This is a genomic window from Burkholderia sp. MSMB1835 (genome assembly GCF_001526365.1).
GTDB lineage: Bacteria > Pseudomonadota > Gammaproteobacteria > Burkholderiales > Burkholderiaceae > Burkholderia.
Window position 1 is genome coordinate 1 of sequence record NZ_LOYP01000054.1, and the last position, 21,020, is coordinate 21,020.

General features: G+C 65.7%; 18 protein-coding genes. 1 reads left to right on the forward strand and 17 read right to left on the reverse strand.

Features of this window, described 5'->3' with window-relative positions:
- Window positions 1-117 precede the first annotated feature (117 nt).
- The 11 genes from phoR to WS96_RS26000 form a co-directional block, all read right to left on the reverse strand.
- A complete protein-coding gene (gene phoR / locus WS96_RS25950; protein WP_034206960.1) occupies window positions 118-1,437 on the reverse strand; it encodes a phosphate regulon sensor histidine kinase PhoR in 1,320 nt (439 codons plus the stop codon).
- 57 nt (window positions 1,438-1,494) lie between these two features.
- Window positions 1,495-2,196, reverse strand: coding sequence for a phosphate regulon transcriptional regulator PhoB (gene phoB, locus WS96_RS25955; protein WP_006750313.1), 702 nt, complete (start codon window positions 2,194-2,196; stop codon window positions 1,495-1,497).
- A 31-nt stretch (window positions 2,197-2,227) separates the two neighbouring features.
- Complete coding sequence (phoU, locus tag WS96_RS25960) at window positions 2,228-2,932, reverse strand: phosphate signaling complex protein PhoU (RefSeq protein WP_059792414.1); 705 nt, start codon at window positions 2,930-2,932, stop codon at window positions 2,228-2,230.
- An 18-nt stretch (window positions 2,933-2,950) separates the two neighbouring features.
- On the reverse strand, window positions 2,951-3,799 hold the full coding sequence (gene pstB, locus WS96_RS25965; RefSeq protein ID WP_034206958.1) for a phosphate ABC transporter ATP-binding protein PstB: 849 nt from the start codon (window positions 3,797-3,799) through the stop codon (window positions 2,951-2,953).
- Window positions 3,800-3,814: 15 nt separating this feature from the next.
- Window positions 3,815-4,708, reverse strand: coding sequence for a phosphate ABC transporter permease PstA (gene pstA / locus WS96_RS25970; RefSeq protein WP_034206957.1), 894 nt, complete (start codon window positions 4,706-4,708; stop codon window positions 3,815-3,817).
- Entirely contained in the window at window positions 4,705-5,688 is a 984-nt protein-coding gene (pstC, locus tag WS96_RS25975; protein ID WP_034206956.1) for a phosphate ABC transporter permease PstC, read from the reverse strand. Before pstC ends, pstA begins: the two co-directional genes overlap by 4 nt.
- A 94-nt stretch (window positions 5,689-5,782) precedes the next feature.
- Window positions 5,783-6,817 (reverse strand): phosphate ABC transporter substrate-binding protein PstS, encoded by a 1,035-nt coding sequence (pstS, locus tag WS96_RS25980; protein WP_006476338.1) that lies wholly within the window; start codon window positions 6,815-6,817, stop codon window positions 5,783-5,785.
- A 443-nt stretch (window positions 6,818-7,260) separates the two neighbouring features.
- The gene (gene glmM, locus WS96_RS25985) at window positions 7,261-8,616 is read right to left on the reverse strand and encodes a phosphoglucosamine mutase (protein WP_059782639.1); all 1,356 of its coding nucleotides are present in this window, start codon (window positions 8,614-8,616) and stop codon (window positions 7,261-7,263) included.
- Between the two features lie 31 nt (window positions 8,617-8,647).
- Window positions 8,648-9,541, reverse strand: coding sequence for a dihydropteroate synthase (gene folP / locus WS96_RS25990; RefSeq protein WP_034207873.1), 894 nt, complete (start codon window positions 9,539-9,541; stop codon window positions 8,648-8,650).
- A 76-nt stretch (window positions 9,542-9,617) separates the two neighbouring features.
- Entirely contained in the window at window positions 9,618-11,513 is a 1,896-nt protein-coding gene (gene ftsH / locus WS96_RS25995; RefSeq protein WP_034206953.1) for an ATP-dependent zinc metalloprotease FtsH, read from the reverse strand.
- Window positions 11,514-11,666: 153 nt separating this feature from the next.
- Complete coding sequence (locus tag WS96_RS26000) at window positions 11,667-12,329, reverse strand: RlmE family RNA methyltransferase (protein WP_034206952.1); 663 nt, start codon at window positions 12,327-12,329, stop codon at window positions 11,667-11,669.
- Between the two features lie 193 nt (window positions 12,330-12,522).
- Here WS96_RS26000 and WS96_RS26005 point away from each other — a divergent pair, with 193 nt between their 5' ends.
- Window positions 12,523-13,050, forward strand: a complete 528-nt coding sequence (locus tag WS96_RS26005) for a YhbY family RNA-binding protein (protein WP_059782635.1) — start codon at window positions 12,523-12,525, stop codon at window positions 13,048-13,050.
- Between the two features lie 53 nt (window positions 13,051-13,103).
- Here the strand turns inward: WS96_RS26005 and WS96_RS26010 are convergent, their stop codons facing one another.
- The 6 genes from WS96_RS26010 to WS96_RS26035 all read right to left on the reverse strand — a co-directional run bounded on the left by WS96_RS26010 (window position 13,104) and on the right by WS96_RS26035 (window position 20,913).
- Window positions 13,104-13,562 (reverse strand): DUF4149 domain-containing protein, encoded by a 459-nt coding sequence (locus WS96_RS26010; protein WP_006497614.1) that lies wholly within the window; start codon window positions 13,560-13,562, stop codon window positions 13,104-13,106.
- A 14-nt stretch (window positions 13,563-13,576) separates the two neighbouring features.
- Window positions 13,577-14,053, reverse strand: coding sequence for a transcription elongation factor GreA (greA, locus tag WS96_RS26015; protein ID WP_034206950.1), 477 nt, complete (start codon window positions 14,051-14,053; stop codon window positions 13,577-13,579).
- A 118-nt stretch (window positions 14,054-14,171) separates the two neighbouring features.
- On the reverse strand, window positions 14,172-17,426 hold the full coding sequence (carB, locus tag WS96_RS26020; RefSeq protein ID WP_059836519.1) for a carbamoyl-phosphate synthase large subunit: 3,255 nt from the start codon (window positions 17,424-17,426) through the stop codon (window positions 14,172-14,174).
- Window positions 17,427-17,475: 49 nt separating this feature from the next.
- Window positions 17,476-18,147: a leucine efflux protein LeuE gene (leuE, locus tag WS96_RS26025; protein ID WP_059836521.1), complete on the reverse strand. Its 672-nt coding sequence runs from the start codon at window positions 18,145-18,147 to the stop codon at window positions 17,476-17,478.
- Between the two features lie 37 nt (window positions 18,148-18,184).
- Entirely contained in the window at window positions 18,185-19,330 is a 1,146-nt protein-coding gene (gene carA / locus WS96_RS26030) for a glutamine-hydrolyzing carbamoyl-phosphate synthase small subunit (RefSeq protein ID WP_059836522.1), read from the reverse strand.
- A 365-nt stretch (window positions 19,331-19,695) separates the two neighbouring features.
- Window positions 19,696-20,913 (reverse strand): MFS transporter, encoded by a 1,218-nt coding sequence (locus WS96_RS26035; RefSeq protein ID WP_082720368.1) that lies wholly within the window; start codon window positions 20,911-20,913, stop codon window positions 19,696-19,698.
- Window positions 20,914-21,020 lie beyond the last annotated feature (107 nt).

Here is a 21,020-nt window from a genome sequence, read left to right on the forward strand (position 1 = left end):
GCGCTCGGGCCGTCAAGTCCAGACCGTTCCGCTACACCGTTCGATACTTGACTCGGAACCTTAACTGAACGGCATTAAGCCCGCGGGCTGCTTTTTTGATGCCGAGCCGCTACGCGATCATGCTTCGTAAGCCGCCGGCCGGATCGCGATGATGCGCGAGCCCGGGAACCGTGCGGTGAACGTACTGCCGCGCCCTTCCTCGCTCTGCACGTACAGATGCGCGTCGTGCCGCTGCAGCACGTGCTTGACGATCGCGAGCCCGAGGCCCGTGCCGCCCGTATCGCGCGACCGGCTGCGATCGACGCGGTAGAAGCGCTCGGTGAGCCGCGGCAGGTCCGCGGCGGGAATCCCGAAGCCGCTGTCCGTGACGGAAAACACGCCCTGCGCGCCCTCGCGCCGCCACGACACGACGATCTTGCCGCCGTCCGGCGTATAGCGGATCGCGTTCGTGACGAGATTCGCGAACGCGCTGAACAGTTCCGTCTGCGCTCCCGTGACGCCGAGCGTCTCGTCGATCGAGAACGCGATGTCGTGATGCCCGTTCGACAGCGTGTGCGCATCTTCCTTCAGATGATCGAACACCGCACGCATGTCGATCGCGTGATCGATCGGCGGCTTGCTCTCGCCTTCCAGCTTCGCGAGCACCAGCAGGTCGGTCACGATGTGCCGCATCCGCGATGCCTGCTGCTCCATCATGTCGAGATAGCGCGCGCGATCCTCCTCGTTCAGCGGCAGCTCGCGCATCGTCTCGAGGAAGCCCGACAGCACGGTGAGCGGCGTCTTCAATTCGTGCGACACGTTCGCGACGAAGTCGCGCCGCATCGCGTCGGTGCGTTCGAGCTCGGTGATGTCCTGCGTGAGCAGCAGCTTGCGGTTCTCGCCGTACGGAAACACCTGCACGGCCAGCACGTTCTGCCGCGAATCGCCCATGCCGCGCATCACCAGCGTCTCGTCGTAATGCTGCGCATTCAGGTAGCGGACGAAGTCGGGATGGCGCACCAGGTTCGTGATGTGCTGGCGCAGGTCGCGCTTCGCATCGAGGCCGAAATGGACTTCGGCGATCGCGTTGCACCACTCGATCTGGTCGTGGTCGTCGAGCATCGCGACGCCGTTCGGCGAGGCCTGGATCGCCTGGATGAACCGCGAGTGCTGCTGTTCGACCTGTCGCACCTGCGCATGCCACTGCTTCGCGAGCTTGTGCAGCCGATAGTAGATCTCGCCCCAGATGCCCGGCGCGCTCGGCACCTCGCCGTAGACCGGTGCATCGAGCAGGCGCCACAGGCGTTGCGTATGGAAGGTGCTGAAAAAGCCCTGCGCGACCAGCATCACGACCACGAACGCAAGGCCCGCGGTCGGGCCGGCGAAGACGCCGACCAATACGCCGATCAGCACGAGCAGCACGAGCGACACCAGAAAGCGCGCCCAGATGATGTTCATGATTCAGCGTCCGAAAGAATGAACGGCATGCCGCGGCACACGGCATGCCCGAATACGTTACGCGTGCTTGGCGAGGCGGTAGCCGCTGCCGCGCACGGTTTCGATCATCGCATCGCAGCCGGCCGGTTTCAAGGCCGCGCGCAATCGTTTGATGTGCACGTCGACGGTACGCTCCTCGACGAACACGTGGTCGCCCCACACCTGATCGAGCAGTTGCGTGCGGCTGTGCACGCGCTCCGGATGCGTCATGAAGAAATGCAGCAGGCGGAACTCGGTCGGGCCGAGATCGAGCTTGATCTCGCTGCCGTCGCCATGCGCGGCGACGCGATGCGTGGCCGGATCGAGGCGCAGCCCGTTGATCGACACGACGTCCTCGGTCAGCTGCGGCGCGCGGCGGCGCAGCACGGCCTTGATGCGCGCCATCAATTCCTTCGGCGAGAACGGCTTCGTCACGTAGTCGTCCGCGCCGATCTCGAGGCCGAGCACCTTGTCCTGCTCGTCGCCGCGGGCGGTGAGCATGATGATCGGGATGTGTTTGGTCCGTTCGTTGTTGCGCAGGTCGCGCGCGAACGCGATACCGGACTTGCCCGGCAGCATCCAGTCGAGCAGCACGAGATCGGGCAGCACGTCGCTGATCAGGTTCTGCGCCTGTTCGGCGTTGTACGCACGGATCGGGCAGTGACCGGCGTGCTGGAGATTCACCGAGATCAGTTCGGAAATCGCGGGCTCATCTTCAACGACGAGAATGTTGCTGGGCATCGGCACCTCTGTTCTTCCTGTACGGAGTCGATTAACTGTTGGCTTCGCGATCGAGCGTGTCGCGCGGCTGGTGCCGCACGTCGGTGCCCTTCACGATGTAGATGATGAATTCGGCGATGTTCTTCGCGTGGTCGCCGATCCGTTCGATCGCTTTCGCGATGAACAGGTAATCGAGGCCGACCGAGATCGTGCGCGGATCTTCCTGCATGTACGACACGAGCTTGCGCACGAACGCGCGAAACTCCATGTCGATCTCCTTGTCGTCCTTGACGATCTGCGCGGCGGCCACCGTATCGAGACGCGCGAACGCGTCGAGCGCGCGGCGCAGGATCGTCACGGCCATCTCGCCCGACACCTTGATCTCGGCGATGTTGACCGCACGCGCGGCCGGCTCGTCGACCAGGCGGCGCACGCGCTTCGCGATCTTCTCGGCCTCGTCGCCGGCGCGCTCGAGGTTCGTAATCGTTTTCGAAATCGACATCAGAAGACGCAGGTCGCGCGCGGCGGGCTGCCTCCGCGCGATGATGTTGCCGCACTCCTGGTCGATGTCCACTTCCATCGCGTTCAGCGTTTCCTCGGCCGCGATCACCTTCTCGGCCGCACCGCGATCGAATTCGTTCAGCGCATGCATCGCGCCAACGATCTGCGACTCCACGAGGCCACCCATTTCCAGCACTTTCGACGACACGGCATTCAGGTCCGCATCGAACTGGCTCGACAGATGTTTATCCGACATGACTGTTGTTCTCCGTCATCAACCGAAGCGGCCGGTGATGTAGTCTTCCGTTTCCTTGCGCACCGGCTTGATGAAGATCTTTTCGGTCTCGCCGAACTCGATCAGCTCGCCCAGGTACATGTAGGCCGTGTAATCCGAGCAGCGTGCGGCCTGCTGCATGTTGTGCGTGACGATCACGACCGTGTAGTCGCTCTTCAGCTCCGCGATCAGCTCTTCGATGCGGCCCGTCGAGATCGGGTCGAGCGCCGAGCACGGTTCGTCGAGCAGCAGCACTTCCGGACGGATCGCGATGCCGCGCGCGATGCACAGACGCTGCTGCTGGCCGCCCGACAGCCCGTAGCCGCTCTGGCTCAGCTTGTCCTTCACTTCGTTCCACAGCGCGGCCTTCGTGAGCGCCCATTCGACGCGGTCGTCCATTTCCGAACGCGTGAGCTTTTCGAACATCTTCACGCCGAACGCGATGTTGTCGTAGATCGACATCGGGAACGGGGTCGGCTTCTGGAACACCATGCCGATCCGCGCGCGCAGCAGCGAGATGTCGCGCTTCGTCGTCAGCAGGTTCTCGCCGTCCATCAGGATTTCGCCTTCGGCGCGCTGCTCCGGATAGAGCGCGAACATCTTGTTGAACGTGCGCAAGAGCGTCGACTTGCCGCAGCCCGACGGGCCGATGAACGCCGTCACCTTCCCTTCGGGAATGCGCAGGTTGATGTTCTTCAGCGCGTGGAACTTGTTGTAGAAGAAGTTGAGGTTGTTGACCTCGATCTTCGCGTTCAGCGGCGCGAGCGGACGGCCGTTCGCCGCATCGTGCGTGCCGGTGGGCGCAGCGTTGCGCTCGACGGGATTCAGGTGGCTTTCTGCCATATTCATCGGATTGCTCCGCCGTTACTTTTTCGAGAAGATCGAGCGCGCCAGGACGTTCAGTCCGAGCACCCCGAGCGTAATCAGGAACACGCCCGCCCATGCGAGCGACTGCCACTCCGCGAACGGGCTCATCGCGAACTTGTAGATCGTGACCGGCAGGTTCGCCATCGGCTGGCTCATGTCCCACGAGAAGAACTGGTTCGACAGTGCGGTGAACAGCAGCGGCGCGGTTTCGCCGGCGATCCGCGCGACCGCGAGCAGCACGCCCGTCACGATCCCGCCGACCGACGCGCGCAACGTGATCTTCAGCACCATGCGCCACTTCGGCGTGCCGAGCGCGACGGCCGCTTCGCGCAGCGCATTCGGCACGAGCTTGAGCATGTTCTCGGTCGTGCGGATCACGATCGGGATCTGCAGCAGCGCGAGCGCGATCACGCCGGCCCAGCCCGAGAAGCGCCCCGACTTCGCGACGACGATCGCGTACACGAACAGGCCGATGACGATCGACGGCGCCGACAGCAGGATGTCGTTGATGAAGCGGATCGTGCTCGCCAGCAGGTTCTTCTGGCCGTATTCGGCGAGATAGACGCCCGCGAGGATGCCGATCGGCGTGCCGACCAGCGTGCCGAAGCCGCACAGCAGCAAGCTGCCGACGATCGCGTTCGCGAGACCGCCGCCTTCCGTGTTCGGCGCCGGCGTCGATTCGGTGAACAGTTGCAGCGACAGGCCGCCGACGCCGAGGTGCACCGTCGTGTAGAGAATCCACACGAGCCACACCAGGCCGAAGGCCATCGCGCCGAGCGACGCGGCGAGCGCGATCGCGTTGATGGCCTTGCGCTTGCGCTGCAGGCGGTTGCGCATCGCGTCGAGCGCGGCGCCGTCCGGCCCCGGGAAATTCATGATGGGCTCGCTCATTTCTTGCCCTCTCCCTTCTCGAGACGAAGCAGCAGCAGTTTGGAGATGGACAGCACGATGAACGTGATCACGAACAGGATCAGGCCCAGTTCCATCAGCGCGGACGTATGCAGGCCCGGCTGCGCTTCCGCGAATTCGTTCGCGAGCGCCGACGTGATGCTGTTGCCCGGCGCGAACAGCGACACGCTGTCGAGCAGGTTGGTGTTGCCGATCACGAAGGTCACGGCCATCGTTTCGCCGAGTGCGCGGCCGAGGCCGAGCATCACGCCGCCGATCACGCCGGTCTTCGTATAGGGCAGCACGACCTTCCACATCACTTCCCAGGTCGTGCAGCCGATTCCGTATGCCGACTCCTTCAGCAGCACCGGCGTGACCTCGAACACGTCGCGCATCACCGACGCGATGTACGGGATGATCATGATCGCGAGGATCACGCCGGCCGCGAGGATGCCGATGCCGATCGGTGCGCCGGACGTCAGCGGGCCGAGCACCCACACGTCCTTGAACAGGCGGCCGATCGGTTTCTGGAAGTATTCGGCGAAGATCGGCGCGAACACGAGCAGCCCCCACATGCCGTACACGATCGACGGAATCGCGGCGAGCAGCTCGATCGCGATGCCGAGCGGACGGCGCAGCCACACGGGCGCGAGCTCGGTGAGGAACAACGCGATGCCGAAACTGACCGGCACTGCAATGACGAGCGCAATGATCGACGTCACGATGGTGCCGTAGATCGGCACGAGTGCGCCGTAGATGTCCGAGTTGGGATCCCACTCGGATTGCCACAGGAAGCCGAGGCCGAACTTCTGGATGGTCGGCATCGACGCAATGATCAGGGAAACGATGATCCCGCCCAGCAACAGCAGGGTCACGATCGCGGCGAGCCGCGCGAGGCCGCCGAACAGGACATCCCCGAGACGGCTCGGCGCGCGCTGTGCACTGTCGGGCGATCGGGAGGACGTGTATGAAATATCAGACATGGGTGCCTGCTTTTGATTGCCGGGCGCCGTAACGCCCGGCTTTACCGCACACACTGCCCGACCGGCACGGCCGGGCAGCGAACCGCTGGATGGCTTACTCGGCGGCGACCGGCTTGCCCGAAGCGTCCGTCACCTTCGTCTTCCACTGCTTGCGGATTTCCGTCTCGACCGACGCCGGCAGCGAGATGTAGTCGAGGCTGTCGGCTGCCTTCTCGCCGTTCTTGAACGCCCAGCTGAAGAACTTCAGCGTTTCCGCGCCCTGCTCCGGCTTGTCCTGCTTCGCGTGCAGCAGCACGAACGTCGCACCGACGACCGGCCACGCTTCCTTGCCCGGCTGGTTCGTCAGGATCTGGTAGAACGACTTCGACCAGTTCGCGCCTGCGGCTGCGGCCTTGAACGTTTCCGTCTTCGGCTCGACCACCGTGCCCGTCGAATTCTTCAGCGCGGTGTAAGTCATGTTGTTCTTCTTCGCGTACGCCCACTCGACGTAGCCGATCGCGCCCGGCAGGCGCTGCACGAAGGCCGCGACGCCGTCGTTGCCCTTGCCGCCCGTGCCCGTCGGCCAGTTGACCGTCGTGCCTTCGCCGATCTTCGACTTCCACTCGTCGTTGACCTTCGACAGGTAGTTCGTCCAGATGAAGCTCGTGCCCGAACCGTCAGCGCGGCGGACCACGGCGATGTCCGTATCCGGCAGCTTGACCTTCGGGTTCAGCGCGGCGATCGCCGGGTCGTTCCACTTCTTGATCTTGCCGAGGTAGATGTCGCCGAGCACCGGGCCCGACAGCGTCAGTTCGCCGGCCTTCACGCCCGGCACGTTGACGACCGGCACCACGCCGCCGACCACCGTCGGGAACTGGAACAGGCCTTCCTTCGCGAGCTCTTCGTCCTTCAGCGGTGCGTCCGAACCGGCAAAATCGACCGTCTTCGCGACGATCTGCTTCAGGCCGCCCGACGAGCCGATGCCCTGGTAGTTGACCTTCGAACCGCCGGACTGCTGGTAGTCCGCAGCCCATTTCGTATAGATCGGCATCGCGAACGTGCTACCTGCGCCCGTGATGTCGGCAGCGTGGGCGGCGACGGCGAAAAGCGCGCCAGCCAGGCCGGCAATCGCGGTTTGCATCAATTTCATGAGACCTCCAGTGTGTGAGCGGATGACTACGGCACCGCGAAGGTTAGGGGCTCCTCATGACGGTAATGTGACAATCGATGAAACTGGCGTGACAGTAACATGACTGGTTGAAAGGGAGTATCGGGGTGGCGCGGCGGGGCGCGGGAGCGGCGCGGGCGGCAGGAATTGCCTGGCTCGGAAGGGTGGGATGGATCGCCCTTTTCCGGGGCGTGCGGGCGCATCGTAGCGCAGCATCGGCCGGACGGGAAGCCCGCCCGGCAGTAGCCATGAATTCGGGGTCGAATGGACGATTCGATCGGAACAGCGCGTGTGCCGAACGTTGCTTCTATTAGGTAAGGCAAACCTTTGCGTCGGACGAAACGACGGCGCCCGAGGGCGCCGCACGCACATTCATCGGCAACCGGCGCGCGGGCCCGTCGGACCGTCGCGCGCCCAGGCGCAGGTCAGGTCGTCGCCGCGCGTACCGCGTCGGCGATCGTCTCCGCATGGCGCACGGCGTCGGCCGCCTGCTGCGCTTCGACCATCACGCGCAGCACGGGCTCCGTGCCCGATGCGCGGATCAGCACGCGGCCGCTGCCGGCGAGCGCGGCTTCGGCTGCATCGATCGCGGCGCGAATCGACGCGCTGCCCTTCCAGTCGGCGCCCGGCTTCATCCGCACGTTGATCAGCTTCTGCGGGAACAGCGTGACGCCGTCGAGCATCTGCGCGAGCGTGCGGCCGCTGCGCTTCAGCGCGGCCAGCACGAGCAGCGCCGACACGATACCGTCGCCGGTCGAGTGCCGGTCGAGCGACAGGATGTGGCCCGACCCTTCCGCGCCGAGCTGCCAGCCGTGCTCGCGCAACTGCTCGAGCACGTAGCGGTCGCCGACCGCCGCCCGCACGAATTTCACGCCCTCGCGCTGCAGCGCGACTTCGACGGCGAGGTTCGTCATCAGCGTGCCGACCGCGCCGTCGACCTTGCCGTCGGTCGCGATCCGGTCCTTCACGAGCACGTAGAGCAGCTCGTCGCCGTTGTACAGGCGGCCGGTCGCGTCCACGACCTGCAGGCGATCGGCGTCGCCGTCGAGCGCAATGCCGAGATCGGCGTGGTTCGCCCGCACCGCGCGCACCAGCGCGTCCGGCGCGGTCGCGCCGACGCCGTCGTTGATGTTGAAGCCGTTCGGCGCGACGCCGATCGGAATGACGTCCGCGCCGAGTTCGTGGAATACGTGCGGCGCAACCTGGTACGCGGCGCCGTGCGCGCAATCGATCACGAGCTTCAGCCCGCGCAGGTCGAACGCGGCCGGGAACGTGCTCTTGCAGAACTCGATGTAGCGACCGCCGGCGTCGTCGAGGCGGCGCGCCTTGCCGAGCCCGTCCGACGGCGCGCACTCGAGCGGCTTGTCGAGCCACGCTTCGATCGCAGCCTCGGTGTCGTCGGGCAGCTTGTTGCCGTCAGCCGAGAAAAACTTGATCCCGTTGTCGTGATACGGGTTGTGCGACGCGCTGATCACGACACCGGCCGACAGACGCAGCGCACGCGTCAGGTACGCGACGCCGGGCGTCGGCATCGGGCCGGCCAGCATCACGTCGACGCCGGCCGCCGAGAATCCGGCCTCGAGCGCGGCTTCGAGCATGTAGCCCGACACGCGCGTGTCCTTGCCGATCAGCACGGTCGGACGCGAGCCTGCCGCGACGTCGGCCGAGCTGGCCAGTACCTTGCCGGCCGCATAGCCGAGACGCAATACGAAATCCGGCGTGATGGGCGCGTCGCCCACCGTGCCGCGAATGCCGTCCGTGCCGAAATATCGACGTCCCATGGATCCTTCCTCCTTCGTCTTTCTGACTTGCTTATCGTTGCCGCGCGGCTGCGCGCACGGCTTTCCATACTTTCAGCGCATCGACCGTCGCCGCGACGTCGTGCACGCGCACGATCGCGGCGCCGCGCTCGACCGCGCACACCGCGGCCGCCACGCTCGCCGCGACGCGCTCCATCGGCGGCTTGCCGCCGATCACCGCGCCGAGCATCGATTTGCGCGACATGCCGGCGAGAATCGGATAAGCGCGCCCGTCGGGTCGCGCCGGTGCCGTGTCCGGCAATGCGGCCAGCAGCGCATAGTTGTCGTCGACGACCGCCTTGCCGAACCCGAAGCCGGGATCGACGCAGATGCGCTCCGCCGCCACCCCCGCGTCGCGCAGCGCCTGCGCGCGGGCCGCGAGAAAGTCGCGCACGTCGGTCACGACGTCGCCGTAGTCGGGTTCGCCGACCTGCATCGTCTGCGGCTCGCCGAGCATGTGCATCGCGCACAGGCCGCTATTGCCGTCGCGCACCGCGTCGATCGCACCCGGCTGGCGGAACCCCCAGATGTCGTTGATCAGGTCCGCGCCGGCGGCCAGCGCCGCGCGCATCACGGCCGGCTTGTAGGTATCGATCGACAGCGGCACGTTCAGCGGCCGCAGCGCCTCGACGAGCGGAATCACGCGCGCGAGCTCGTCGTCGAGCGGCACGGGCGGTGCGCCGGGGCGCGTCGATTCGCCGCCGATGTCGAGCAGGTCCGCGCCGTCGGCGATCATCCGCTCGGCCTGGCGCAGCGCATCGTCGCGCGCGAGGAAGCGGCCGCCGTCGGAAAACGAATCGGGCGTGGCGTTGAGGATGCCCATCACGAGCGGGCGTTCGAACGTCAGTTCGAAGCGGCCGCACCGGAGCGGCGCGGGAATGAACGGGGACACTGCGGAATCGGACACGAGCAACTAGCGTGGATGAATGCAAAACGGGCCGGTGTGAAGCCACACCAGCCCGTGAACGGTGCTAAAGCGGAGATTATGCCGCCGGCGTAGCCGGCGCCGGCGCGCTGCCGGGCTTGACCTCGGCGCTGCCGCCGCCCGACGAATCGCCGCCGACAGCCGGCGAGCTCTTCGGCGAGCGCGGCGGACGGCCTTCCATGATGTCGTTGATCTGATCGGCGTCGATCGTCTCCCACTCCATCAGCGCGGCCGTCATCGCCTCGACCTTGTCGCGGTTCTCTTCGAGCAGGCGGCGCGCGAGGTTGTACTGTTCGTCGAGCACGCGGCGGATTTCCGAGTCGACCTTCTGCTGCGTCGCTTCCGAAATCGTGCGCGTGAAGCCGCGGCCGAACGGCGACGCATCGTTCTCGTCGTCGACGTAGACCATCGGCCCGAGTGCGTCGGTCATGCCGAAACGCGCAACCATCGCACGCGCCGTCTGCGTGGCCTTGTTGAAGTCGTCCGATGCGCCGGTGCTGACCAGATTCATGAACAGCTCTTCGGCCACCCGACCACCGAACAGGATCGCGAGGCGGTCCAGCAGGTAATCCTTCGAATACGTCTCGTTGTCATGCTCCGGCAACTGCCAGGTGACGCCCAGCGCGCGACCGCGCGGGATGATCGTGACCTTGTGCACCGGGTCGGCCTTCGGCAGCAGCTTCGCGATCACCGCGTGGCCCGACTCGTGATACGCGGTTGCGCGCTTCGCTTCCTCGCGGATCACGGCCGACTTGCGCTCCGGACCCATGAAGATCTTGTCCTTCGCGTCCTCGAAATCCTGCATCTCGACGATGCGCTTGCCGCGACGTGCGGCGAACAACGCCGCCTCGTTCACGAGGTTCGCGAGATCGGCGCCCGAGAAGCCCGGCGTGCCGCGCGCGATGACCGCCGCGTCGACGTCGTTCGCGATCGGCACCTTGCGCAGGTGCACGCGCATGATCTGCTCGCGGCCGCGGATGTCCGGCAGGCCCACATACACCTGACGGTCGAAACGGCCCGGACGCAGCAGCGCCTTGTCGAGCACGTCGGAACGGTTGGTCGCGGCGATCACGATCACGCCCGAGTTCGCCTCGAAGCCGTCCATCTCGACGAGCATCTGGTTCAGCGTCTGCTCGCGCTCGTCGTTGCCGCCGCCCATGCCGGCGCCACGATGACGGCCGACCGCGTCGATTTCGTCGATGAACACGATGCACGGCGCATGCTTCTTCGCCTGCTCGAACATGTCGCGCACGCGGGCCGCACCGACGCCGACGAACATTTCGACGAAGTCCGAACCCGAGATGCTGAAGAACGGCACCTTCGCTTCACCCGCGATCGCGCGAGCGAGCAGCGTCTTGCCGGTACCCGGCGGCCCGACCAGCAGCACGCCGCGCGGAATGCGGCCGCCCAGTTTCTGGAATTTCTGCGGATCGCGCAGGAAGTCGACGAGTTCGGACACTTCCTCCTTCGCTTCGTCGCAGCCCGCGACGTCGGAGAAGTTCACCGCATTGTTGTTCTCGTCGATCAGCCGCGCACGCGATTTCCCGAACGAGAATGCGCCGCCTTTGCCGCCTCCCTGCATCTGCCTCATCATGTAGAACCAGAACACGATGATCAGGATCGTCGGCCCGAGGTAATACAGCGCGGACATCAGCGCGTTCGGCTCGTCGTCGGCCTTGCCGCTGACCTGCACGCCGTACTTCATCAGATCGCCGACCATCCAGATGTCGCCGGGCGACACGATCTGGTATTTCTGGCCATCAGCCGGAGTGACGGTGAGGTTGCGCCCCTGAACGATGACGTTCTTGACCTTGCCGTTCTTGGCGTCGTCCATGAACTGCGAATAGGACACGCCTTCCTGGACGCGGGGCTTGTCGAACTGCTTGAACACCGTAAACAGCACCAGTGCGATCACCAGCCACACCGCTGCCTTCGAAAACATATTGTTGTTCAAAGCACCACTCCTTCACTCGTAGACGAGCGCCTACATTTTCCTTGCGGCGCCCCTCGGTCATTCTAATCCAGTCCGACCACCCCTGCCATAAGCATTGACAACCGCCGCGATAGCGCTTCGCTTGTCTGGCAAGGGCCGGAGCCCGTTTGCGCATCAGCGCGGGTGCTTCAGTTGCCGACCCAAAATGAACGTTTCGGACGATTTGTCGCGGGATGCCTTGGGCTTGCGCGGCGCGACGACCTTAAACTGCTGTTTGAACTTCTCGACGATCTGGCTGTAGCCGCTGCCGTGAAAACACTTCACGAGCAGCGCACCGTCCGGCTTCAGATGATTCTGCGCGAATTCGAGCGCCAGATCGCAGAGATGCTCGATGCGCGCCGCGTCCGCCGAGGCCACCCCGGACAGGTTGGGGGCCATGTCGGAAATAACAAGGTCCACCGCGCGGCCTTCGAGCACTTCTTCGAGCTGGTGGAGGACGTCGTCCTCGCGGAAGTCGCCCTGCAGGAAGTGGACGTCGGCGATCGGCTCCATCGGCAGGATGTCGAGCGCAACGATCGTGCCGTCGATGCCGCCTTCGCGCGCCGCGTCGCGCTTCTTGCCCTGCGCGAGCTTGTTGCGGGCATACTGGCTCCAGCTGCCCGGTGTCGCGCCGAGATCGACGATCACCTGGCCCGGACGGATCAGCTTGTCCTGCTCGTCGATTTCCTTCAGCTTGTACGCGGCGCGCGCGCGATAGCCCTCCCGCTGCGCCATTTTGACGTACGGGTCGTTGATGTGGTCGTGCAGCCAGTGCTGGTTGAAGCGGTTTTTTGCCATTCGAGAGAGAGATTGCTGCCAATTGCTTCGTGAAGCCGCGCTTTTAGCGGATAATACGCGTCTTCTTCGCGCGGCTGCGGCCCCTTTTCAGGCCCAAGCCGCGATTTTACGTGGTTTCGGCGCACGGCTGACGCGGTAACGTTCCGCGATCGCTATCCAGTCGGCGCGCCCTTATTAAGATTTCGACATTTCCATGCCCGCCCTTTCGCTTTCTCCCGCCGAGCGCTCCGCGCTGCGCTCCCAGGCCCATGCGCTCAAGCCCGTCGTGCTGATCGGCGCCGAAGGGCTGACCGACGCCGTACTGAAGGAAATCAAGGTGCACCTCGACGCGCACCAACTGATCAAGATCCGCGTGTTCGGCGACGAACGCGACACGCGCGTCGCGATCTACGACGAGATCTGTGATCGCCTGAACGCGGCGCCGATCCAGCACATCGGCAAGCTGCTGGTGATCTGGAAGCCCGAGGCGGCGGTTGCGGCCCCGACCCGCGGCCGTCGTGCCGGCGCGCTGCCGAGCGCGGCCGAAGCCGCCGACGACCGCAAGGGTCGTGCGCCGCGCACCGTCAAGGTCGTCAAGGTGTCGCCGAACGCGAGCCCCGTGCGCCGTCCGCGGCCGGTCAAGGTCACCGTGCGCGGCAACGAGCGCGTGACCGCAGGCGGCACCGTGAAGCGTGCGAAAAAGCGCCAGGCCAGCACCAAGCGGCCGTTCCAGGGCAAGTAACACGCCGGTGCGGCACGGATTCCCGTGCCGCCCTGCCCCGCCCGGCGCGCCGCTCAGGCGTCGCGCGCCGGCAGACGCCAGATCAGCATCAGCCCCAGCACGCTCTCGACGAGATAGAACACGCTCGAGACGCCGTGCAGCATCCCGAAGCGGCTCGCATACGGCGAATTCGCGATATCGGTGCCCGCATCCATCGCGGCCACCCGCAGCGCGTTCATGAACGGCTGCAGCGCGAAATACCCGACCAGCACGCAGACGACCATCGCGGCGACGATCCAGCGCACGCGGCGATATTCGCTGCTGCCGCGCCGCACCTGCTGGTTCGACAACGCGAGCAGCAGCACGCCGCACACGACGCCGAGGATCGCCTCGATGCGAAACAGCTGGGCGGCGACCGAACCGGCCGTCATCCGCTCCAGCGTCTTGAACAATACGGGCGCGACCGCATACCCGATCGTCAGCAGGCTGCCGACCCACACGGCCGACAGCAGACGGAACACGCGATGCGGCATCACGTCGCCCCGCTTCAGATGTAGCTGACCGAGATGATTTCGTACTCGCGCACGCCGCTCGGCGCCTGCACGGCGGCGACGTCGCCTTCGGACTTGCCGATCAGCGCGCGCGCGATCGGCGAGCTGACCGAGATCAGGCCGTGATCGATGTCGGCTTCGTCGTCGCCGACGATCTGGTACTTGACGGTGTCGCCCGACTCGAGATCCTCGAGCTCGACCGTCGCGGCGAACACCACGCGGCCATCGGCGTCGAGCACCGTGGGGTCGATGACCTGCGCGGCGGACAGCTTCGATTCGAGTTCGGCGATGCGCCCCTCGATGAAGCCCTGTTTTTCCTTCGCGGCATCGTATTCGGCGTTTTCGGACAGGTCGCCCTGTGCGCGGGCCTCCGCGATCGCGTTGATCACGGCCGGCCGCTCGACGGACTTGAGGCGCTGCAATTCATCGCGCAGTTGCTCTGCGCCACGCTTTGTCAACGGAATGGTGCTCATAAACGGCTCAATCGCTAAAAACGGCTATAAAAAAAATCACCGCGATTAAGCGCGCTTCCGATGCACTGGAAACACCGCCTAATCGCGGCACGTGTTGCTTCGACAGGTAACTGACCGCTTAGTTTAGGCGAGCGTGAAGACCTTGTAAATCATAGACTTCCAGATCCTTCAGGTAGCGCAAGCCCTCGACGGCCGCGCGCGCGCCCGACATCGTCGTGTAGTACGTGACCTTGTGCGCCTGCGCGCTCATGCGGATCGAACGCGAATCGGCGATCGCCTGGCGCGTCTCGTCGACCGTCGTGAACACGAGTGCGATCTCGCCGTTCTTGATCATGTCGACGATGTGCGGACGGCCGTCCTTCACCTTGTTCACGACCTTCACCGGCACGCCGGCCGCCTCGATCGCGGCAGCCGTGCCCTTGGTCGCGACGATCGGGTAGCCGAGGTCGTGCAGCATGCGCGCGACTTCGACGGCCTTCGGCTTATCCGCGTCCATCACGGTCAGCAGCACCGTGCCCGACTCCGGCAGGCGCGAACCGGCCGCGAGCTGCGACTTGAACAGCGCTTCGCCGAACGTCTGGCCGACGCCCATCACTTCGCCCGTCGAGCGCATTTCCGGCCCGAGGACCGGATCGACGGTCGGGAACTTGACGAACGGGAACACCGCTTCCTTCACGCTGAAATACGGCGGCTCGATTTCCTTCGTCACGCCCTGCTGCGCGAGCTTCTGGCCGACCATCGCGCGCGCCGCGATCTTCGCGAGCGGCAGGCTGGTCGCCTTCGACACGTACGGCACCGTGCGCGACGCGCGCGGGTTCACTTCCAGCACGTAGATGATGTCCTGCTTCGACCCATCCGCCTGCGGCACCTGCTGGATCGCGAACTGCACGTTCATCAGGCCGACCACGTTCAGCGCCTTCGCCATCGCGCCCGTCTGGCGCTTCAGCTCGGCCACGGTTTCCTTCGACAGCGAGTACGGCGGCAGCGAGCACGCCGAGTCGCCCGAGTGAACGCCCGCCTGCTCGATGTGCTCCATCACGCCGCCGATGAACACGGCTTCGCCGTCGCAGATGCAGTCGACGTCGCACTCGATCGCGTCGTTCAGGAAGCGGTCGAGCAGCACCGGCGAATCGTTCGACACCTTCACGGCCTCGCGCATGTAGCGCTCGAGGTCGCGCGGCTCGTGGACGATTTCCATCGCGCGGCCGCCGAGCACGTACGACGGACGCACGACCAGCGGATAGCCGATTTCGTCGGCCAGCGCGAGCGCTTCGTCTTCGGCGCGGGCGGTGCGGTTCGGCGGCTGGCGCAGGCCGAGGTCCTGCAGCAGCTTCTGGAAGCGTTCGCGGTCTTCGGCCGCGTCGATCATGTCCGGCGACGTGCCGACGATCGGCACGCCGTGCGCCTCGAGGTCGAGCGCGAGCTTCAGCGGCGTCTGGCCGCCGTACTGGACGATCACGCCGACCGGCTTTTCCTTGTCGACGATCTCGAGCACGTCTTCGAGCGTCAGCGGCTCGAAGTACAGGCGATCGGACGTGTCGTAGTCGGTCGACACCGTTTCCGGGTTGCAGTTGACCATGATCGTTTCATAGCCGTCCTCGCGCATCGCGAGCGCCGCGTGCACGCAGCAGTAGTCGAACTCGATGCCCTGGCCGATCCGGTTCGGACCGCCGCCCAGCACCATGATCTTCTTGTTCGTGGTCGGCTGCGCCTCGCACTCTTCCTCGTAGGTCGAGTACATGTAGGCCGTCTTCGTCGCGAACTCGGCCGCGCACGTGTCGACGCGCTTGTAGACCGGGCGCACGTTCAGTTCCACGCGGCGCTTGCGGACGTCTTCCGGCGTCGCGCCGAGCAGCTTCGCGAGGCGGCGGTCGGAGAAGCCGCTCTGCTTCAGGTAGCGCAGCTCGTCGAACGTCAGCGACGCGAGCGTGCGGCCCCCGAGCGCCTTTTCCTTCAGGATGATCTGCTCGATCTGCTCGAGGAACCACGGGTCGATCGCGGTTTCCGCGAAGATTTCCTCGGCGGTCATGCCGATGCGGAACGCATCGCCGACGTACCAGATGCGATCCGGGCCCGGCTCGTGGATCTCGATCGCGATCTCGTCGCGGTTGGTCGACTTCTCGTCGAGACCGTCGACGCCGACTTCGAGGCCGCGCAGCGCCTTCTGGAACGATTCCTGGAACGTGCGGCCGATCGCCATCACTTCGCCGACCGACTTCATCTGCGTGGTCAGGCGCGAATCGGCTTCGCGGAACTTCTCGAACGCGAAACGCGGGATCTTCGTGACGACGTAGTCGATCGTCGGCTCGAACGACGCCGGCGTCTGGCCGCCGGTGATTTCGTTCTTCAACTCGTCGAGCGTGTAGCCGACCGCCAGCTTCGCGGCGACCTTCGCGATCGGGAAGCCGGTGGCCTTCGACGCGAGCGCCGACGAACGCGACACGCGCGGGTTCATCTCGATGACGACCATGCGGCCGTCCTTCGGGTTGATCGAGAACTGCACGTTCGAGCCGCCCGTGTCGACGCCGATCTCGCGCAGCACCGCGAGCGATGCGTTACGCAGGATCTGGTACTCCTTGTCGGTGAGCGTCTGTGCCGGCGCGACCGTGATCGAGTCGCCGGTGTGCACGCCCATCGGGTCGAGGTTTTCGATCGAGCAGACGATGATGCAGTTGTCGGCGCGGTCGCGCACGACTTCCATCTCGTATTCCTTCCAGCCGAGCAGCGACTCTTCGATCAGCAGCTCGCGCGTGGGCGACAGGTCGAGACCGCGCTTGCAGATCTCCTCGAACTCTTCGCGGTTGTACGCGATGCCGCCGCCCGAGCCGCCGAGCGTGAACGACGGACGGATCACGACCGGGTAGCCGCTGCCGCCGGTGGCCGCCATGATCTCGGCGTGCACCTTGGTCGCTTCTTCCATCGAGTGCGCGATGCCCGACTTCGCGGAGCCGAGACCGATCTTGGTCATCGCGTCCTTGAACTTCTGGCGGTCTTCGGCCTTGTCGATCGCTTCCGGCGACGCGCCGATCAGCTCGACGCCGAACTTCTCGAGCACGCCGTGGTGGTGCAGGTCGAGCGCGCAGTTCAGCGCGGTCTGGCCGCCCATCGTCGGCAGGATCGCGTCCGGGCGCTCCTTCTCGATGATGCGCGCGACGACTTCCCACGTGATCGGCTCGATGTAGGTCACGTCGGCCGTATTCGGATCGGTCATGATCGTCGCCGGGTTGCTGTTGACGAGAACGACCTTGTAGCCCTCCTCACGCAACGCCTTGCAAGCCTGCGCGCCCGAATAGTCGAACTCGCACGCCTGGCCGATGATGATCGGGCCGGCGCCGATGATGAGGATGCTCTTGATGTCTGTGCGTTTTGGCATGGCTTGTGAATTCAATAAGTAATCGTTGTCGTGGGTCGGCCGGCGGCGCTCAGCTCATGGTCGCGAGCGCAAGCTTCACCGAGAAACCGATGAACAGGCCGCCCACGCTGCTCGCCGCGCCTGCCGCGAGCTTGCGGCGGCGACGGAAATGCTCGGCGAGCCGCGCCCCCGCGAAGATCAGCGTGCTCAGGTACAGGAAGCTCGCGCATTGCGCGATCGCCCCGAGCACGACGAACGACAGCGCGGGATGCGGGAATGCCGGGTCGACGAACTGGATGAAGAACGAGATGAAGAACAGGATCGCCTTCGGATTCAGCAGGCTCACGATCAGCGCCTTGCGCAACGGCCTGTCGAAAGACCGCTCGCCGTCGTCCGCCTGCGGCACCTCGACCGGCGCGTCGCCGCGCGCGCGCAGCTTGCCCCACGCGCCGCGCAGCATCCCGATGCCGATGTACAGCAGGTACGCGGCGCCGCCGTACTTGACGACGGAGAACAGCAGCGGGTTCGCCTTCAGCAGCGACGCGACGCCCGCGGCCGACAGCACCATCAGCACGGTATCGCCGACGAACACGCCGCAGGCCGCGCGATAACCGGCCTTCACGCCGCGCTGCGCGGCGAGCGACAGCACGTACATCGAGTTCGGCCCCGGCAGCAGGATGATGAAGATCACGCCGAACACGTAGGTCCAGATATCCGTGATGCCGAGTGCGTGGCCGAACATGATGCGAATCTCCCGTCCTTCGGTTGCGTCGATGACGTTAAGCGTTGCGCTGCTTCGCCGCGTCCATCAGCGCGGTGAAACGGTCGAACAGGTAGCCGATGTCGTGCGGGCCGGGCGACGCTTCCGGGTGGCCCTGGAAGCAGAACGCCGGCTTGTCGGTCAGTTCGAAGCCCTGCAGCGTGCCGTCGAACAGCGATACGTGCGTCACGCGCGCGTTGGCCGGCAGCGAATCGGCGTCGACCGCGAAGCCGTGGTTCTGCGACGTGATCACGACACGGCCGTCGCCGAGATCCTTCACCGGATGGTTCGCACCGTGGTGGCCCGTTTTCATCTTGAGCGTCTTCGCGCCCACAGCGAGGCCCATGATCTGATGGCCGAGGCAGATGCCGAAGGTCGGCACGCCGCGCTCGATGAATTCCTTCGTGGCCGCGATCGCGTAATCGCACGGCTCCGGATCGCCGGGGCCGTTCGACAGGAACACGCCGTCCGGATTCAGCGCGAGCGCATCGGCCGCGCTCGCCTGCGCCGGCAGCACCGTCACGTGGCAGCCGCGCTCCGCGAGCATGCGCAGGATGTTGTACTTGACGCCGAAGTCGTACGCGACGACGCGATACTTCGGCGCTTCCTGCATGCCGTAGCCGCCTTCGAGACGCCATTCCGTCTGCTTCCACTCGAACGGCTTGGCGGTCGACACGACCTTCGCGAGATCCATGCCGGCGAGGCCCTCGAACGAGCGCGCGAGCTCGATCGCCTTCGCTTCGTCATCGGAGCCCGTCAGGATGCAGCCGTTCTGCGCGCCCTTGTCGCGCAGGATGCGGGTCAGCTTGCGGGTGTCGATGCCGGCGATCGCGACGACGCCTTCGTCGCGCAGGTAGTCGCCGAGCGTGCGATCCATGCGGAAGTTCGATGCGAGCGTCGGCAGATCGCGGATGATCAGGCCGGCGGCATGGACTTTCGTGGCTTCGACGTCTTCGGCGTTCACGCCGACGTTGCCGATATGCGGATAGGTGAGCGTGACGATCTGGCGCGAGTAGCTCGGATCAGTCAGGATTTCCTGATAGCCGGTGATCGCGGTATTGAACACGACTTCGCCGATCGTATGGCCTTCGGCCCCGATCGAATAACCACGAAAGACCGTGCCGTCGGCGAGTGCAAGCAAGGCGGGAGAAAAAGACGGCAACACGGGAGGCTCCTTGGGGAACACCCTGCTGCCGACCTGTTTACCCTGCCGCGCGCGCGCCGCGCTGCGTGGGCGCGCGCGGTCGCTAGCTGGACGCGGCCTGCGTTGTCGAGACGCGAACCCGGCGCATGGCGCACGAGGCTTCGCGGCATCGCCCGACAGGCGGCGTGCGGCGGATGAACGGGATGTATGAGGTAGGCGCTAGGGTGCGAGGTTGATCAGCACAAACTTTCAAATTATAGCCTGAAAATGGGCCTATCTTCAATTGATATGGCCGTCCGATCGCGGTCGTGCCGCACCTCGCAGCGCGGCGCGACGTGCTACGGCCCCGTTTCCGCGGCCGCCCTACCCGCCAGCGTACCGCCGGATCAGTGCGCTTGGCCAGTGCCGCGCGCGGGCCACGCGTACCAGAGCGCACTCGCGAGCTGCAGCGCGAGCAGCACGCCCCAGGCGGTGAAATGCGCGGCCGCCGGATAACGGCCGTCGACCGCCGGCCAGTGCGACAACACGGCACCGACGCCGATCTGGAACGCGAAGATCAGCAGGAAGATCACGAGCGTGAGCGTCGTGTTCGCGCGGCCGATCAGATGGGCGGGAAAATGACCGGCCATCACCGCGTAGGTCAGGATGCCCACGCCGCCGAACATGCCATAGGCGGCCCACAGCCCGGCCGGCGGCAACGGCACGCGCGCGACGATCGCGAACTGCGTCGCGACGAACAGCGCCATGCCGATACCGCAAGTGGCGTAGACCGACACGCCGCGCCGCTCGAGCACGCGCGCCGCCGCGCCGAAGCCGACGCAACCGGCCATCATCGCGAAGCCGAGCACCGACACGAGGCGCGCGGCATGCGGCGCATCGAACCCGCCGACGTCGCGCAGATACGGGCCGACCCACAGCGACTGCATCGCATAGAACACGCCCTGCGTGACGACGGAAAACGACGCGATCTTCCAGAACGCGCGGCTGCTCAGGATGTGCCACGTGCCCTTGAACTGGCTGACGAGTCCGCCCTGGTGGCGCGCCTGCTGCGCGTCGGGCGCCCCGAAGCCGATCGACGCCGCCACGACCACCGTCAGCGCCGCGAGGCCGAAACAGATCGCGCGCCAGCTCGTCCAGCCGAGCAGCCAGGTCAGCGGCGAGCCGACCATCACGCCGCCGAGGCCGCCCACGGCCATCACGAGGCCGTTGACGAGCGGCAGCCGGCCGACCGGAAAATGCTGCGCGAGCGCCTTGAACGCCGCGCCGAGACACACCGATACGCCGACGCCGATCAGCAGGCGGCCGACCATCATCGTGCCGATGCCGTGCGCCGCGCCGAACACGGCCGCGCCGGCCGCCGCGAACAGCAGCATGCCGGCCGTCACGCGGCGCGGGCCGAAGTGGTCGAGCATCACGCCGGCCGGAATCTGCGCGCCGGCGAAGCCGAGGAAATAGAGGCTGGTGAGCAGGCCGAGATCGGCGGCCGACAGCCCGAGCTCATGCGTGACGAACGGCGCGAAGCCCAGATTGACGCCGCGAAACACATACGACACGAAATACCCGACCGAAAACAGCGCGAGCACCCTCACCTGCACCGACGACATCGCTTCCCCTTGTCATATGAAGACGCGCGACGCAGCGCCGCCGCGCCGCGCGCAAACGAAAACGCCGTCACCTCGGTGACGGCGTTTCGTCGAATTCGTCGGATGAT

Coding starts and splice junctions, on each gene's coding strand:
- phoR (WP_034206960.1), bottom strand. CDS start 1,437: ATGAACATCATCTGGGCGCGCTTTCTGGTGTCGCTCGTGCTGCTCGTG.
- phoB (WP_006750313.1), bottom strand. CDS start 2,196: ATGCCCAGCAACATTCTCGTCGTTGAAGATGAGCCCGCGATTTCCGAA.
- phoU (WP_059792414.1), bottom strand. CDS start 2,932: ATGTCGGATAAACATCTGTCGAGCCAGTTCGATGCGGACCTGAATGCC.
- pstB (WP_034206958.1), bottom strand. CDS start 3,799: ATGAATATGGCAGAAAGCCACCTGAATCCCGTCGAGCGCAACGCTGCG.
- pstA (WP_034206957.1), bottom strand. CDS start 4,708: ATGAGCGAGCCCATCATGAATTTCCCGGGGCCGGACGGCGCCGCGCTC.
- pstC (WP_034206956.1), bottom strand. CDS start 5,688: ATGTCTGATATTTCATACACGTCCTCCCGATCGCCCGACAGTGCACAG.
- pstS (WP_006476338.1), bottom strand. CDS start 6,817: ATGAAATTGATGCAAACCGCGATTGCCGGCCTGGCTGGCGCGCTTTTC.
- glmM (WP_059782639.1), bottom strand. CDS start 8,616: ATGGGACGTCGATATTTCGGCACGGACGGCATTCGCGGCACGGTGGGC.
- WS96_RS26000 (WP_034206952.1), bottom strand. CDS start 12,329: ATGGCAAAAAACCGCTTCAACCAGCACTGGCTGCACGACCACATCAAC.
- WS96_RS26005 (WP_059782635.1), top strand. CDS start 12,523: ATGCCCGCCCTTTCGCTTTCTCCCGCCGAGCGCTCCGCGCTGCGCTCC.
- WS96_RS26010 (WP_006497614.1), bottom strand. CDS start 13,562: ATGCCGCATCGCGTGTTCCGTCTGCTGTCGGCCGTGTGGGTCGGCAGC.
- greA (WP_034206950.1), bottom strand. CDS start 14,053: ATGAGCACCATTCCGTTGACAAAGCGTGGCGCAGAGCAACTGCGCGAT.
- carB (WP_059836519.1), bottom strand. CDS start 17,426: ATGCCAAAACGCACAGACATCAAGAGCATCCTCATCATCGGCGCCGGC.
- leuE (WP_059836521.1), bottom strand. CDS start 18,147: ATGTTCGGCCACGCACTCGGCATCACGGATATCTGGACCTACGTGTTC.
- WS96_RS26035 (WP_082720368.1), bottom strand. CDS start 20,913: ATGTCGTCGGTGCAGGTGAGGGTGCTCGCGCTGTTTTCGGTCGGGTAT.